Origin of the sequence: Oceanicaulis alexandrii DSM 11625 (assembly GCF_000420265.1) — a bacterium.
Taxonomy (GTDB): Bacteria; Pseudomonadota; Alphaproteobacteria; order Caulobacterales; family Maricaulaceae; genus Oceanicaulis; species Oceanicaulis alexandrii.
This window is the reverse complement of the sequence record NZ_ATUP01000002.1, coordinates 273,796-288,242: the sequence shown is the minus strand read 5'-3', so window position 1 is coordinate 288,242 and position 14,447 is coordinate 273,796. Positions and strand designations below refer to the sequence as shown.

At 62.5% G+C, this 14,447-nt stretch carries 13 protein-coding genes; 2 read left to right on the top strand and 11 right to left on the bottom strand.

Going from position 1 to position 14,447, the window contains the following annotated elements; all coding sequences use genetic code 11:
* Positions 1-22: 22 nt before the first annotated feature.
* Positions 23-1,594, bottom strand: coding sequence for a methyl-accepting chemotaxis protein (locus G405_RS0114000; RefSeq protein ID WP_169447533.1), 1,572 nt, complete (start codon positions 1,592-1,594; stop codon positions 23-25).
* Between the two features lie 194 nt (positions 1,595-1,788).
* Positions 1,789-3,834 (bottom strand): TonB-dependent receptor, encoded by a 2,046-nt coding sequence (locus G405_RS16200; protein WP_022702150.1) that lies wholly within the window; start codon positions 3,832-3,834, stop codon positions 1,789-1,791.
* 152 nt (positions 3,835-3,986) lie between these two features.
* On the opposite strand from G405_RS16200, the gene G405_RS0113990 reads away from it, so the two are divergent.
* Positions 3,987-6,575, top strand: a complete 2,589-nt coding sequence (locus G405_RS0113990) for a M14 family zinc carboxypeptidase (protein ID WP_022702149.1) — start codon at positions 3,987-3,989, stop codon at positions 6,573-6,575.
* Positions 6,576-6,630: 55 nt separating this feature from the next.
* Here G405_RS0113990 and hisIE read toward each other — a convergent pair whose 3' ends face one another.
* The 9 genes from hisIE to G405_RS0113945 all read right to left on the bottom strand — a co-directional run bounded on the left by hisIE (position 6,631) and on the right by G405_RS0113945 (position 13,522).
* Positions 6,631-7,242: a bifunctional phosphoribosyl-AMP cyclohydrolase/phosphoribosyl-ATP diphosphatase HisIE gene (hisIE, locus tag G405_RS0113985; protein WP_022702148.1), complete on the bottom strand. Its 612-nt coding sequence runs from the start codon at positions 7,240-7,242 to the stop codon at positions 6,631-6,633.
* Positions 7,239-8,006 carry an imidazole glycerol phosphate synthase subunit HisF gene (gene hisF, locus G405_RS0113980; RefSeq protein ID WP_022702147.1) on the bottom strand — a complete coding sequence of 256 codons (768 nt, stop codon included), beginning with the start codon at positions 8,004-8,006 and terminating at the stop codon, positions 7,239-7,241. Before hisF ends, hisIE begins: the two co-directional genes overlap by 4 nt.
* A complete protein-coding gene (gene hisA / locus G405_RS0113975) occupies positions 8,000-8,725 on the bottom strand; it encodes a 1-(5-phosphoribosyl)-5-[(5-phosphoribosylamino)methylideneamino]imidazole-4-carboxamide isomerase (protein WP_022702146.1) in 726 nt (241 codons plus the stop codon). Before hisA ends, hisF begins: the two co-directional genes overlap by 7 nt.
* Positions 8,722-9,324 carry an imidazole glycerol phosphate synthase subunit HisH gene (hisH, locus tag G405_RS0113970; RefSeq protein ID WP_156861551.1) on the bottom strand — a complete coding sequence of 201 codons (603 nt, stop codon included), beginning with the start codon at positions 9,322-9,324 and terminating at the stop codon, positions 8,722-8,724. The genes hisA and hisH overlap by 4 nt, the downstream gene beginning before the upstream one ends.
* A complete protein-coding gene (gene hisB / locus G405_RS16720; RefSeq protein ID WP_022702144.1) occupies positions 9,321-10,517 on the bottom strand; it encodes an imidazoleglycerol-phosphate dehydratase HisB in 1,197 nt (398 codons plus the stop codon). Before hisB ends, hisH begins: the two co-directional genes overlap by 4 nt.
* On the bottom strand, positions 10,514-11,818 hold the full coding sequence (gene hisD / locus G405_RS0113960) for a histidinol dehydrogenase (RefSeq protein ID WP_022702143.1): 1,305 nt from the start codon (positions 11,816-11,818) through the stop codon (positions 10,514-10,516). Before hisD ends, hisB begins: the two co-directional genes overlap by 4 nt.
* Position 11,819: 1 nt before the next feature.
* Entirely contained in the window at positions 11,820-12,707 is an 888-nt protein-coding gene (gene hisG, locus G405_RS0113955; protein WP_022702142.1) for an ATP phosphoribosyltransferase, read from the bottom strand.
* Complete coding sequence (locus G405_RS0113950; RefSeq protein WP_022702141.1) at positions 12,704-13,024, bottom strand: YerC/YecD family TrpR-related protein; 321 nt, start codon at positions 13,022-13,024, stop codon at positions 12,704-12,706. Before G405_RS0113950 ends, hisG begins: the two co-directional genes overlap by 4 nt.
* Positions 13,025-13,096: 72 nt before the next feature.
* Positions 13,097-13,522, bottom strand: a complete 426-nt coding sequence (locus G405_RS0113945) for a group III truncated hemoglobin (RefSeq protein WP_022702140.1) — start codon at positions 13,520-13,522, stop codon at positions 13,097-13,099.
* A gap of 331 nt (positions 13,523-13,853) precedes the next feature.
* Here G405_RS0113945 and G405_RS0113940 point away from each other — a divergent pair, with 331 nt between their 5' ends.
* Positions 13,854-14,396 carry a DJ-1/PfpI family protein gene (locus G405_RS0113940; RefSeq protein ID WP_022702139.1) on the top strand — a complete coding sequence of 181 codons (543 nt, stop codon included), beginning with the start codon at positions 13,854-13,856 and terminating at the stop codon, positions 14,394-14,396.
* The last annotated feature ends 51 nt before the right edge of the window (positions 14,397-14,447 follow it).

Below are 14,447 nucleotides of genomic sequence, written 5' to 3'. Positions count from 1 at the left end.
CACCGGCGGCGCCTGGCAAGCGTCAGGCGGCGCGAACGCCAGAGAGAAAGCGCTCGATGGTCGCCTTCAAACCTTGCGACTCACTGGCGACAGCCACGCTCGCCTGATCCAGATCGCTGGCGCCCTTGTTCGCCTGATCCGCACGCTGCTGGGCCTGGCTCACTTCAGTGCGCACTTCGCCGGTGGCGGCGGCGGCGTTTTGCGCTGAACTCGAGATTTCAGCGGCCGCGGCCCGCTGCTCTTCCATGGCGGCGGAAATGGCGGTGGCGATTTCATAGGTCTCGCCAATGACGGTTGCGATCTTCTCGATGGCGCTCACTGACGCATCCGTCGCGGACTGAATGCCTTTGATCTCCGAAGCGATGCTCTCGGTCGCATGGGCGGTCTGCTCGGCCAGCGCTTTCACTTCGCTGGCCACAACCGCAAACCCCTTGCCCGCCTCACCGGCGCGTGCGGCCTCGATGGTGGCGTTCAGCGCCAGAAGATTGGTCTGCTCGGTGACGCCGGCGATCAGCTGGACAATGCCGTCGATCTTCTGGGCGGCGTCCGCCAGTTTCTGCACGTCCTGACGTGTCGATTCCGCTTGCTCGACCGCGGATTTGGACACTTCAGAGGAACGCAAGGATTGCTGATTGATCTCGCTGATCGCGGCGGTCAGCTCTTCTGCGGCGGCGGCGACCACCTCGACGCTCTCCGCCGAAGTCTGGGCGGCCCCGTCCAAAGTGCGAGCGCCATCCGCGGTGGCGCCAGCGTTGGCTTTCATTCCCTGGGACGACGCACGGAGCTGCTCACCCGCGGCTTCAAACGCGGAGATGGCCTGTGACGCGCTTTGGTCAAACTCCGACACCAGCGCTTCGATCTGCTCGGCGCGCTTGAGTTGCGCCTCCTGAGCGGCATGCGCTTCCGCCTCCAGGCGTTCGCGCTCACGCGCGGAAACCTGAAGAATTTTCACGGACGCCGTCAATGTGGACACTTCCCGGCCGTAGGGCTCAGGCAATTCCGCCGCCGTATCACCTTGGGCCAGACGCTCCACTGCTCCACTCAGGCGCGCGACAGGCCCCTGGATGGATCGGTTGAGCACGTATGCTCCGGCAAACAAAATGGCGATCACAACACCGTTGCCAAGCGCCAGCACTCTGATGATCGACCAGATGCTGGCCTGAACATCGTCATAATAAACGCCGGCGCCAGTGATCAGCCCCCAAGGCTCAAACAACATCACGTAACTGCGTTTGGGCTCAGGAATGTCAGAGCCGGCGCGAGGCCAGCCGTAATCCACAAAACCCTGTCCTTCGGCGCGCGCCACCTGGGTCATCTCGCGAAACAGGAACAGCCCGTTGGGGTCCTGCGTATTGTATACGGACTGCCCATTCAGCTGGGGGCGCACTGCGTGCATGATCATCTGGTGATCAAAATCAATGACGAAGAAATAATTGTCGCCTTCAAAGCGCATGTCGCTGAGCGCCCGCATCGCAGCAGCCTGAGCCGCTTCCTGCGTCATCTCGCCCGCTTCTACTCTGGCGTGATAAGAACTGATCGTGCTTGTGGCGATCTCGACGATCTCAGAGAGCCCCTGATCGACCTCCTGAAGCATAGCGCGCCGCACTTGAAATGCACTGACGACCGTCAGCAACACCAGCATTACGGCCAGCGCGCCACCTGCCAAATACAGTTTTTGACCTATTGATGCATTCTTGAACATGGAGGCCACCCTGAATTGGAGAACTCTCCATAGGTGCCCGTGAGTCTCTTAAGCATGGTTATGCGAAAATTCTTGTTGAAAACTGCTTAGAAAGACCACCCAGCACTGACGCTGATGGTCCGTCCCTCCCCGGGGAAATAGCGATAGCGCCCAAATGCGAAGTCGGCCCGTTCCGCATAGCGTTCGTCGAGAAGATTTCGCACTCCGAGGCTGATCCGGGTCTGGTCATCAATGTCTTTGGAAAGACGCATGTGAAACAGATCATGGCCATCATAAACGGCTGTGTTTCCTGCATCGGCGTAGTATTCGCCCACATGCGCCCATTCGGTTTCCACGAGCACTGACTCGACAGGACGCCACAGCAGGCGAAGACTGGACAGCCATTCTGGCGCCGTGTCGATGCGCGCCCCTTCGCGGATGCGTTCAGAACCTGCGCCTGCCCCGCCATTGAAATCATATTCATGGACCGCCCAGCTGACCGCGCCCGAGAGCATCAGCGTGTCAGTGATAGACCAGCCGCCTTCAAGCTCCACACCCTGATGGCGAGTCTTCGCGCCAGTGACCGTGAGGCCGTCTGAGTCGCGCAAGATCACATTCTCCTTGCGCATGACATATCCGGTCAGCTCGACCTGCGCTGCGCCCCCAAGATCAAGGCGCAGACCCGTTTCCGCGCTATCCAGCGTTTCAGGCTCGATGCCTTCAACGCTTTGCCCCGGTTGCAACCGGTAAAGCTCGGCGGTCTGTGGCGCGCGCACGCCGCGCGCCACACGACCGAACAGCGACAGCGAGTCCGTCACGTCCAAGACCCAGCCCGCATGCGGCGCCAGCGTGTCAAAGCTGTCATCGCGATCCGGCAGACGCAGATAGCGCCCGACCTGACCCTCAGGCGCCCGATTTGAATACGCGTACCGGGTGTTCTCCCACCGCAATCCGGCGTCGAGCCTCAATCTGGACGTCAGCTGATGTTCACCCATGGCGAAGCCGGCGACGGTGCGCGATTGCACCGTGTAGTCATAATGAAGCCCCTGAACGAACGGCCCCACCGTCGGGCGGGTCTGGAACTCTCTGAGCGCGCCCTCGGTGAAGTCCGTATCCAGCCCCACCCGGATGACGCTGTCATCCAGCGTCCAGACCAGTGCGGACTGAAAGCCCAGCGAGTCATGGCCGCTGGTCTCCAGCGCTTCCGAAGGCAGGAAGTGCATGCGGAACTGCATGTCATTGCTGCGCGCGAACAGGGCCGCCTGGGCGCTGAGCGTCTCGGTGATCGGATGGTTCAGATGCAGGGCGGCGCGCAGGGCGTAGGCGTTGCGGAACGCTTCGGGATCTGCGTTGCGACGAGACGCGGCTTCATCCTTATAGGCCTCGAACCCGCCCACATAGGTCGCGGTTTCCTGCTCCAGATCAACGCCAGAGAGGCGCAAGGACCAATCAGTCTGCCCCATCCGCCCGTCCAGTCGGGCCTGAAGCACGCGCCGATCCAGCGACGCATCCTCGCGCCAGCCGTCTTCATGACGCAGGTTCACCCCCAGCCATCCTGCGCCGAACCCGGTCTCGCCCGCCAGGTTCAAGCGCGCTGCCGCCCGGCCATATGAGCCGGCTTCCAGCCGGACCGAGCGCTCCGCGTCCAGCGGGTCAGGCGTGATGATGTTCACGAGACCATGCAGGGCGTTCGAGCCATAAGCCGCAGACCCCGGCCCCCGCACCACCTCGATCCGGTCAGCAAGCCCGTCCGCGCCTTCAAACAGGCCGTTGATATTGGCGAAACCGGCGGCGCGCAGCGGCACGCCATCTTCAAGGTAAAGAAAGCTGCCAGCGCCCTGACCGCCCGTGAACATCGGAGACCGGATCGCCGTGAGGTGCTCCGCGCCATTGCCGCGATTGATATTGACGCCGGGCAAACGATTGAGCGCCTCGCTGACATGATGCGCGCCGACCCGATCAAGAGCCTCAGCCTCCAGAATTGCGGTGGCCAGTGTGCTCTGACGGCGCAGGGTTTCCGCACGCGCCCCCGTCACCACGACAACGTCTCGCACAGCGGGCGCATCCTGTGCGGATGCAGCATGACCGCCGCCGCACAGGCTCAGAAACCCGGTGGCGGAGCTGAGCAAGACATGGCGGAACAAGCGAGACATCAGAGCATTTCCTCAGGTGTTTTTCGCGTTCAAGACGCATATTTATCGGGCGGGATTACAAACATAGAGCGGCGATGTCATCCAGACATGCTTGACCGGAGCGTCGGCCTGCTTACCGTTACAAATTAACAACAATTTGGGGAGCTGCTTTAATGCTGCGCGCGCTTGCACTGTCTCTGGCCCTGGCTTTGCCCACGGCGGGAGCCGCTTCGGCCTATGATCCGAAACCGATCGCTGATCTGCTGGACTTCGACGTTCGATACGACGCCGCCATTCCAACACCTGAGAGTGTGTTGGGCTATCAGTCCGGCGAGATCATTTTCACCCCGGAGATGCACGCCGCCTATATCCGCGCGATCGCCGACGCCTCTGACCGGGTCAGCGTCGAGACCATCGGGCACAGCCATTTCGGCCGTCCCATCCTGCGCGTGACCACCACATCTCCCGCCAACCAGGCCCGGCTTGAAGACATCCGCGCGACCCAGCTGCGTCTCGGCGACGAGGGCGTCGCCGCCCCGGCGGAACACCCGGTGATCGTGCAGCTCACTCATGGCGTTCATGGCTCTGAGTCCTCAGGCTACGATTCTGCGCCTTTGATCCTCTATCATCTGGCCGCCGCGCAAGGCGCCGAGATCGAGGCCCTGCTGAACGAAACCGTCGTCCAGCAAATCGTCATGATCAATCCAGACGGCGCGAACCGTTTCGCCCAGTGGACCAACATGCACCACGCCAATGCGGCTGTGGCCGATCCGCAAAGCCGGGAACATTTCTATGAATGGCCCTGGGGGCGCACCAACCATTACTGGTTCGACCTCAACCGCCAATGGCTGCCTGTCACCCAGCCTGAATCGCGCGCGCTGGTGAGCACCACCCAGGACTGGCGCCCCAATGTGGCGGCCGACCTGCACGAGATGGGGTCAAACTCCACCTTCTTCATTTCGCCGGGCCCCCGCGAGGGCTTTCACCCGCTGCTGAGCCCGGCAGGCTTTGATCTCAATCTGACGATGAACGAGTCGATCAACGCGCACTTTGACGAGGCCGGCGAGGTCTATGTCAGCGAAGAGGTCTTTGACGACTTCTATCTGGGATATGGTTCGAGCTATCCGGGCCTGATCGGCTCCATCCCCTATCTGTTTGAACAGAGCTCGGTGCGCGGCCTTATTCAGGAAACCGAATACGGCATCCAGCGCTATGACGACAAAATCGCCCAGCAAGCGCGCACGGCCGTCGCCCTGATCCAGTCCGCCTACGCCAACCGCGACGCCCTGCACGCGCACATGCGTGACTTCTTCAATGAAAGCCGCCAGATGGCGAATTCAGACCCGGTGCGCGGCTATGTGTTCGGCTCGGCTGATCGTGGACGTCTGGCCGATTTCCTGCAGATGCTGGAAACCCACCGTCTGGAAGTCTACGAGCTGGCGCAGCCCTTCACCCATCAGGGCCAGGATTTCGAGCCGGGCGAAGCCTTCCTCATTCCCCTGCGCCAACAGCAATACCGACTGGTGCGCGGCCTGTTTGAAACCCGCGTGATCGAGGACAAGGTCGAGTTCTATGACGTGTCGGGCTGGACCCAGCCCCTCGCCTATGACCTCGATTACGCCGAATTGCGCGGTGGCCAGTACCGCAGCCAGATCGTCGGCGAGCGCGTCACAGGCTTTGACATGGCCGAAGCCGCGCCGGACGTTAGCGCCATCGGCTATGTGATGGAGTGGGACAGCTATTACGCCCCGCGCGCGCTCTATCGTTTGCTGGACGCCGGCGTGCGAGCCCGCGTCATTCCCGATGAGATCAGCGTTCAGACGACCGCCGGTGAAACCGAACTGGAGCGCGGCTCGCTGATGATCGAGCTGAGCCGTCAACCGGTCAGCGCCGAGGAGATCCACGCCCTGCTGGTCCGGGCTGCTGAAGAAGACGGCGTGAAGGTCCACGCCGTCACATCCAGCAGCACGTCGCGCGGGTCGGACCTGGGCGGTTTCCAACTGAGCAATGTGGAGCAGCCTGAAGTGCTCCTGGTCACGGGTCGCGGAATCAGCATGGGCGATGCGGGCGAGCTTTGGCATCTGCTCGATCATGACATGCACATGCCTGTCAGCATGATCGACCAGTCCGAACTCGGCGGCGCCGATCTCAGCCGCTACACCCATATCATCCTGCCCCATGGTCGTCTGAACCGGATGGGCGATGACATGCCGGAAACCCTGAACGCCTGGGTCCGCGACGGCGGCACGCTGATCGCCACACGCGGCGCGGCCCGCTGGGTGATCGATCAGGAGCTGACCAGCGCTGCGATCGCAGAGCTGGAAACGCCTGAAGCAGACGCCGCCCGGCCTGACAATTATGACGCCCTAGCGGTCTGGGATGCAGAGATGGAGATTTCGGGCGCGATTTTCCAAACCCGGATCGACACCACTCACCCGCTCGCCTTTGGGTATCGCGACGCCCAGCTGCCCAGCCATCGGATTGGCAGCATGGCGTTTGCGGGCGGCGACAACCCTCTCGCCCTGCCCGTGCGTTACGGCGCAGACGACCCGCTGCTCAGCGGCTACGCGTCAGAGGAAGTCCGCCGCGCCCTGTCGGGAACCGGCGCCGTCTTCGCCGAACGCCGCGGCTCGGGCTCGGTCATCCTCTTTGCGGATGATCCCTATTACCGCGCCTATTTCCGCGGACCGGCCAAGCTGATGATGAACGCGATCTTCTTCGGAAACGATTTCCGAAACCCCTCGCGCCGCACCAGCGACTAAGACATGAAAAGGCCCGGTCGAAAGACCGGGCCTTTTTTTACTCTACTGTTCGCGACTAGCCTTTCGCCGCGTGCCTTTGCGCCAGCAGCGCTGTCACGTCCGCCAGCGACAGGCCGCGCGCTTTCAGCGTCACCATCAGGTGGAAGATCAAGTCGGCGGCTTCGCCCAGAAGCGCGTCGTCATCCTCGGCGGCGGCGGCGAGCGCGGTCTCGACCCCCTCCTCGCCCACTTTCTGCGCGCATTTGAGCACGCCTTTGGACAGGAGTTTGGCGGTGTAGCTGCCTTCGGGATCCTCAGACGCGCGCGTATCGATCACGTACTGCAGCTGCCCCAGAAAGCCGATCTCCGGACCCGGCGCCTCGCCAAAACAGCTGTGGCTGCCCGTATGGCAGGTCGGACCGGCCGGGCGCGCGCGCACCAGAATGGCGTCTGAATCGCAATCGGTCGCCACCGAGACCAGTGACAAGGTGTTGCCGGAGCTTTCGCCCTTGGTCCAGAGCCGCTCCTTGGAGCGAGACCAGAAGGTCACAAGACCCCGGGTCTGGGTCTCATCGAGCGCCTTGGCGTTCATATAGCCCAGCATCAGCACTTCGCTCGTGTCGGCGTGCTGCACGATGGCGGGAGCGAGCCCTCCGCCCTTTTTCCAGTCGATCTGAAACAGGCTCATACGCGCATCTCCACACCTTCGCTCGACAGCCAGGACTTGAGTTCCGGAATGGCGATGACGGCTTTATGAAAGACGCTCGCCGCCAGGGCGCCGTCAACATTCGCCTGCTGGAAGACGTCACGGAAATGCTCACGCGCGCCCGCGCCGCCTGACGCGATCAGAGGGACCGGACACACCTCACGCGCAGCGGCGAGCTGGTCAATGTCATAACCTTCGCGCACGCCGTCCTGATCCATGCAATTGAGCACGATCTCGCCTGCGCCGCGGTCTACGACTTCGCGGATCCAGTCCAGCGTCTTGCGGTGCTCGGTGGAGGTCTTGGACGGATCGCCCGTATTCTTGTGGCAGCGCCACTCGCCGTCGATCACCCGGCTGTCGATGCCGACCACCACGCACTGCGAACCGAACTCCGTCGCCAGCGCGTCAATCAGATCGGGGTTTTCGAGCGCCGGGGTGTTGATGGAGATCTTGTCCGCGCCGCCAAACAGACGCGCCCGCGCATGTTCAAGCGAGCGGATGCCGCCTGCGACACAGAACGGAATGTCGATCTGGCGCGCCACGCGGCCCACCCATTCCGGCTCCACCGTGCGGCCCGACGGACTGGCGCTGATATCGTAGAAGACCAGCTCGTCCGCGCCTTCCTGGGCATAGCGACGCGCCAGCTCCTCGATCCCGCCCACATCTTCATGGTTCTGGAATTTCACGCCCTTCACCACACGGCCATCGCGCACGTCCAGGCAGGGAATAATACGGCGCGCTAGCATGCCAGCGCCTCCTCCAGCGTAAAGCGGCCTTCAAACAGCGCCCGCCCGATGATGACGCCGGACAGTTTGTTCGCCTTGAGCGCGCGGAGATCATCCAGCGACGAAACCCCGCCCGACGCCTGCCAGTTCATGTCAGGCCGGATCTGCGCCAGGTCTTCATAAAGCTCCAGGTTCGGACCTTCGAGCATGCCGTCGCGCGCCACATCGGTCGCCAGAGCGTGGCTCAGCCCCGCCAGTCGGTATTCAGACAGAAGATCGGCAAGCGGCGTGACTGACTGCTCGGTCCAGCCCTTGAGCGTGGGATAGGCGACGCCGTCCTCCGCGATCTTCACGTCAAACGCCGCGGCGATCTGTTCGGCGCCGTATTCCGCAATCCAGCCGATCACGGTCTGCGGATCGCTGACCGCCAGACTGCCGATCACCGCGCGGCTGGCGCCGGCGTTCAGAATGGCGTCCACATCCTCACGCGACCGCACGCCGCCGCCGGTCTGAACCTTCAGGCCCACACCCGCAATAGCGCGCACCAGATCCTGCTGACGCCGCGCGCCGTCACGCGCTCCGGACAGGTCCACCAGATGCAACCAGTCCGCGCCGGCGGATTTGAACTGCTCGGCGACGGCCACGGGGTTGTCGCCATACTCGGTCACAGCGTCGAAATCGCCCTTGGCCAGCCGCACTACGCGGCCGTCCAGAACATCGATGGCGGGATAAACGATCATGCCGCGCCCTTTATGAAATTGGTCAGGATTTGCGCGCCGGTTTTGGCCGAACGCTCGGGGTGGAACTGACAACCGGCCACATGGCCCTTGCGGGCGATGGCCGTGACTTCAGGCCCATAGTGTGTGGACGTGACCGTGTGCGCGCCGACAGGCGCGTAAAAGCCATGGACGAAATAGACGTGTGCGTCAGCCTCAACGCCTTCAAGCAAAGGCTCGTCCGCGCGGGTCTGGGACAGCGTGTTCCAGCCCATATGAGGCCACGGCCCGGCATCGCCCGGATCCAGGCGCTCAATGCGCCCCGGGATCAACCCCAGCATCTCGCAATCGCTTTCCTCTGAGTAATCAAAGAGCAATTGCATGCCCAAACACACCCCCAGCAGAGGCCTTTGATCGGTCTGCAGTGCTTTCGCCCAGCCGGTTTCGCGCAAGCGCTTCATGGCCGGTCCCGCCGCGCCCACGCCCGGCAGGATGATGCGATCGCAATCCTGAGCTTCGTCCGGCGTCTCCGTCAGGCGATAGCGCGCATCCAGACGCTCCAGCGCATATCGAACCGAGGCGATATTGGCGGTCGAGGTGTCGATAATCGCCGTGGTCATCACAGAACACCCTTGGTGGACGGCAAGGCGTCGCCCTCAATCCGGGACGCCATACGCAAGGCGCGACCAAAGGCCTTGAAACAGCTTTCGATCATGTGGTGGGCGTTTTCACCCTCCACTTTCACATGCAGCGCCGCTTTCAGGCTTTCCGCGATGGAGCGAAAGGCGTGCGAACACATTTCAACCGGGAAGTCGCCAACCCGTTCGCCGGGAATCTCGCCCTCAAACACTGCATAAGGCCGCCCGGAAAGGTCGATCCAGACGCCCGCGCGCGTTTCGTCCATCGGCACTTCAAACCCGAAGCGCCCAATCCCGCGCTTGTCGCCAAGCGCTTCCTTCAGCCCTTCGCCGAGCGCCAGGCAGACATCTTCGATGGTGTGGTGGGAGTCGACCTCGAGATCGCCTTCGCACGACACGCTCAGGGCCAGGCCGCCATGGCGGGCCACTTGTTCGAGCATGTGATCAAAAAAGGCGATGCCGGTATCAATCTCGGCGCCTTCGCGGTCCAGATTGATGTTCAATGTGATCGACGTTTCCTTGGTGACGCGGCGAACAGTGGCCGTGCGCCGCTGGCTGCGCAGACCCAGAAAATCGCGCAACTCACGCGCCGTCTGCGCGTCACGCACATGGCCCACCAGCCCTTCACCGTCTTCGGCCAGAACCAGGCCCAGACGGCTGAGGGTTTTAAGGTTGGTATGCTCGTAAACCAGACCGCGCGCCGTGACCTGCCCCACTTCACCCAGCTCTTCAGCCAGGGCCTGACCGATATCAGTCAGAATGGCGTCGCGTTCCTCGCGATCCTTGCGAGCGGCGAGACGGGCGCCAGGACTAAGCTGGCGCATACCCTCTTCGAGCAGACAACACGGCACCGCATTGAGCTTGGTGCGCAACAGCGCCGCCTGCTCTTCATCCATGGCCGACAAGACCGTGACAGGCGTCTGCAGGCCGCCGATCCGGTACAAGGTCAGACCGGGTTGCGCCGGCTCATCCAGAGCGATCACCCCGTCCGCGCCAAAATCGCTGACGAGCGTCAGATCACTGCTCCAGACCGCCTGGCGCGCTTCATCCGTGCTAGAGGCCAGAGACAGGTTCGCGGCCGGGATTTCCAGAAGGCTCGCCAAGCGTTCAAGCAACATGGCTTCACCCATGGCGCGCATGTCTTCAGGACGTTTGGAGAGGTCAAATACGCCGCTCATGGCTTCGTCTTTCTATTTCGACGCAGCGCCATTGCGAGGCGGTGCGCGTCCAGTCCTTCAAGCGCCGCCAGGCGTTCAACCACGGGCGCGATAGACTCAAGGCTCTCTTCACTCAGCTCCAGAAGCGTCGTCGTCTTCTGAAACATCTCCACCGTCACGCCGCCATAGGCGCGTGCAGCGCCAGCGGTTGGCAAGGCGTGGTTTGGCCCTGCGGCGTAATCACCCGCCGCCTCGGGCGTCCACGGCCCCAGAAAAATCGATCCGGCATGACGTATACGATCCGAAAAGGCGCGTGGATCTCGGGTCTGAACGATCAGGTGTTCACTGGCGTAGGCGTTGGCCGCCTCAACCGCTTCGTCTTCTGACGCGACGATGACCGCGCGAGAATTGGCCAACGCCGCCCGCGCCGTGTCCGCTCGCGGCAGCTGTTTGAGCAAGACATCGATTTGCGCATCCACCCGAGCGGCGAACTCTTCAGAGAACGCGACCAGCACCACTTGCGCCATGCGGTCGTGCTCGGCCTGGCTGAGCAGGTCGATGGCCACAAGCTCGGGATCGGCGGCGTCATCGGCCACCACCATGACTTCGCTCGGCCCCGCCGGCAAATCCGCCGCGGCCCCGTTCGGGCTTTGCGACAACAGCGCCTTTGCGGCGGCCACATAGGCATTGCCCGGACCGAAAATCTTGTCCGCTTTCGGCAGTCCGGCCACCCCGAGCCCAAGCGCCGCCACGCCGTGCGCGCCGCCAATGGCGTAGACTTCATCAACCCCAAGCAGCTTGGCTGCAGCCAGCACGGTCGGCTCGACGCCCTGCCCCTTACGCGGCGGCGCGATGACCGCGATGCGCGGCACGCCTGCGAGTTGCGCGGGGACCGCCAGCATGATCAAGGTGGAGACCAGCGGCGCCGTGCCGGCCGGCACATAAAGACCCGCCACATCGATCGGGGTCGCCCGACGGCTGGCCAGCGCGCCCGGCCAGGTTTCAATCTGGTAGTCGCGATAGCCCTGCTCGGCGTGAAACGCTCGCACAGCCTCAGCCGCCGCCAGAATGGCGTCACGGTCTTCTGCCGCCAGCGCTTGCTCCGCCTCGGCCAGCTCGCTTTCAGGAACTCGGAACCCCGCTTCAGGCGCCCAATCGTCCAGCGAGAGGGCGTAGTCCCGCACTGCGGCTTCACCGCGCGCCCGCACGGCGTCCAGAATGCCTTGCGCCACTGCGACTGCATCTGAACCAAGCGAGGGCCGCTCGAACAGGCGCTGACGCGTCTGCGCGTCTGACGTTTTCCAATCGATCCGGGTCAGCATGTCAGGCCATCATCTTTTCAATCGGCATAACCAGGATGGAGCGAGCGCCCGCAGCCTTGAGCTGCTCGAGCGTGGACCAGAACACGGCCTCTGTGCAGACGGCATGCACGGCGACCACATCATCGCGCCCGACCACGGGCGCCACGGTTGGCGCATCGGTGCCCGGCAGGATGGCGCGGACTTCCTCCAGCCGGTCCTTGGGGGCGTTCAGAAGGATGTATTTGGTCTGGCGAGACGCGATGACGCCCTTGAAACGTTCAATCAGGCGCTCGGCGGTCTCGGTGACGCCGTCCTTCTGCGCTCCCTTGCGGCGCACAAGAACCGCCTCGCTTTCCAGGACAGTCTCAAACGCGGCCAGGCCGTTGGCTTCAAGGGTGGCCCCCGTGGAGACCAGATCGCAGATCGCATCCGCGACGCCCATGCGCGGCGCGACTTCCACGCTGCCGCCCATTTCGACGATCTCGGCGTTGACGCCGCGTTCCTTGAGATAGGCCGCCGTCAAGGCCGGGTAACTGGTGGCGACGGTCTTGCCCTCAAGGTCGGCCGCCTTGGTGATCGCGCCATCTTTGGGAGCCGCCAGCTTCAACGTGCACCGGGCGAAACCCAGCTTCAGCGCAATCTCAAGATCCGCCATGCGGGCCGTCTTGTTTTGCGCCTCGTAAAGAACGTTTTCGCCCACAATGCCGTAGTCGCACGCGCCGGACGCGACAAAGCTGGGGATGTCGTCATCGCGGATCAGCATCAGGTCGATGGGCTGGTTTTCAGAGCGGCGCAGCAGATCGTCCCGGCCATAGGCCAGCTTCACGCCGGCGCGCTTGAGCAGGTCCAGCCCGCCCTCGGCCAAACGTCCCTTTTTCTGAACAGCCAGGGTCAAACGGTTCTCATTCATTGGCCTTGTTCCTTCAAACGGTCCAGCACGAGCCGGTATCCCTGATGATCTTCCTGACTGAGAAAACGCGCCACGCGCGTGACCGTGGTGGTGCTGACGCCGGTATCCGCGCTGATTTCGCGGTAGGATTTCTTCCCCTCCGACAACAGACGCGCCACACGCCAGCGTTCCGCCAACGCCTGCATCTCGCCTGGCGTCGTCAGGTCGCGCAGAAACCGGCGCATTTCCTCGCCATCTCGCAAGGTCAAAAGCGCCTCGCATAAGGCGCTGACGTCCTCGGGGCCGCCAACGCGGGTTTCAGACATGGGATCAGCCATCGTTCGCCTCCAACTCGGAAGGACGTTATAGCGTGTTAGCGTGATAAAACAATGGTGCGGATGCAGTGTCCGCTATTTGAAGAGAATACTCTGAAAATTCAGGCCTATGCGCTCCGCGCGCTGATAGAAAAATGCCGCCGCTTCCGGGCTTGGCGCCCGCTCTTCCAGGGTTTGACGGAACAAAGACAGCCAGATCGAGAAGTGGTCAGGTCGGATCTTGTCCAGATGCTTGTGGTGGGCCGGGATCGGCCGCCCGCCATATGTGCCCGCATTGAGCGCGATGGACGCCCAGAACTGCTTCATCGTCTTCAGGTGCCCTGTCCAGTCATCACCTATGGCGGCTTCAAACACTGGACCAAGATCCTCATCCGCCTGAACCCGCGCATAAAATGCGTCAACCAGGTCGGAAATGAACGCCTCGTCCACGCCCATGCTTTCGGCCTGGCGAGCAATGTCGGCCTGACGGGCGGAGGCGGTGCGAATGATGGGTTCGGTCATGGCGATCCTTCCGGAGCCTTTGTCCTGCATGCCTCCGCACGCTTAAACAAGCGCGCAAAGCGCGTCCAATCGTCCTGATGGCGCGGGAGCACACGTTTAATTCTTGAAATAAATAAGGATTGAAAAATCGCCCGTAAAAGTAGCGCCAAGACCAATGGACGATCATCTGTAAATTCAAAATCTGTATTTAGGCCCGCACTTCAGGATTATTGATTTTTTAATTTCACAGCCTTTTCTGCGTATAAGCTTGACCAGCACGCACACATTCCTATGTATTATTAGCAACCCCTATTTCGATCATTTAGAGCCGCTGGCAGCGGCAGGAGGACATGTGGCTTTTTCCAAACCGAATGCACGTCAAAATCGAATCGATCTTACGCACCTGGGCGCGTCCGGTGACATCGCGGTCCTCGCGGTTGACGGATTTGACGCCGGTGATCTGACCGATATCGCCGGTTCGGCCGAGCGCGCTGGATACCGGACCGTTATGATCAGCCCCAAGAAAGGCTTGATCACAGGTCGCCCTGAAGGTGGCGACGAAATGAATTTCGTGGTCGACGCCCAGCCGGGTGAAAAGACCGCCAGCGCGTTCACTGGCCTTGTCATTCCGGCAGGCGCCGCCAGCGTTGAACGGCTGCGCAATGACCAGGATGCGCGCCTTCTGATCGCAGACTTCCTGCGCGCCGGCGCCCCGGTTTGCGCTCTTGGCGAAGCCGTGGCTTTGGTCGCGGACATCGCGGAGACCACCACTCCGGACTCGGACGCCGTTCTGGCGCTGAAAGGCGACCTGTTCGCTGCTGACGGTGAAGATGCACGATCGGACGCCCGCAGCCTGTTCATCAAGGCGATGTCGATGACAGCCGCCGCCGCCTGATCGTTCAGGCGCTACCCTGGATACGCAAACGCCCCGGCCGTCGGCCGGGGC

Coding starts and splice junctions, on each gene's coding strand:
- G405_RS0114000 (WP_169447533.1), bottom strand. CDS start 1,594: ATGCTTCAGGAGGTCGATCAGGGGCTCTCTGAGATCGTCGAGATCGCC.
- G405_RS16200 (WP_022702150.1), bottom strand. CDS start 3,834: ATGTCTCGCTTGTTCCGCCATGTCTTGCTCAGCTCCGCCACCGGGTTT.
- G405_RS0113990 (WP_022702149.1), top strand. CDS start 3,987: ATGCTGCGCGCGCTTGCACTGTCTCTGGCCCTGGCTTTGCCCACGGCG.
- hisIE (WP_022702148.1), bottom strand. CDS start 7,242: ATGAGCCTGTTTCAGATCGACTGGAAAAAGGGCGGAGGGCTCGCTCCC.
- hisF (WP_022702147.1), bottom strand. CDS start 8,006: ATGCTAGCGCGCCGTATTATTCCCTGCCTGGACGTGCGCGATGGCCGT.
- hisA (WP_022702146.1), bottom strand. CDS start 8,725: ATGATCGTTTATCCCGCCATCGATGTTCTGGACGGCCGCGTAGTGCGG.
- hisB (WP_022702144.1), bottom strand. CDS start 10,517: ATGAGCGGCGTATTTGACCTCTCCAAACGTCCTGAAGACATGCGCGCC.
- hisD (WP_022702143.1), bottom strand. CDS start 11,818: ATGCTGACCCGGATCGATTGGAAAACGTCAGACGCGCAGACGCGTCAG.
- hisG (WP_022702142.1), bottom strand. CDS start 12,707: ATGAATGAGAACCGTTTGACCCTGGCTGTTCAGAAAAAGGGACGTTTG.
- G405_RS0113950 (WP_022702141.1), bottom strand. CDS start 13,024: ATGGCTGATCCCATGTCTGAAACCCGCGTTGGCGGCCCCGAGGACGTC.
- G405_RS0113945 (WP_022702140.1), bottom strand. CDS start 13,522: ATGACCGAACCCATCATTCGCACCGCCTCCGCCCGTCAGGCCGACATT.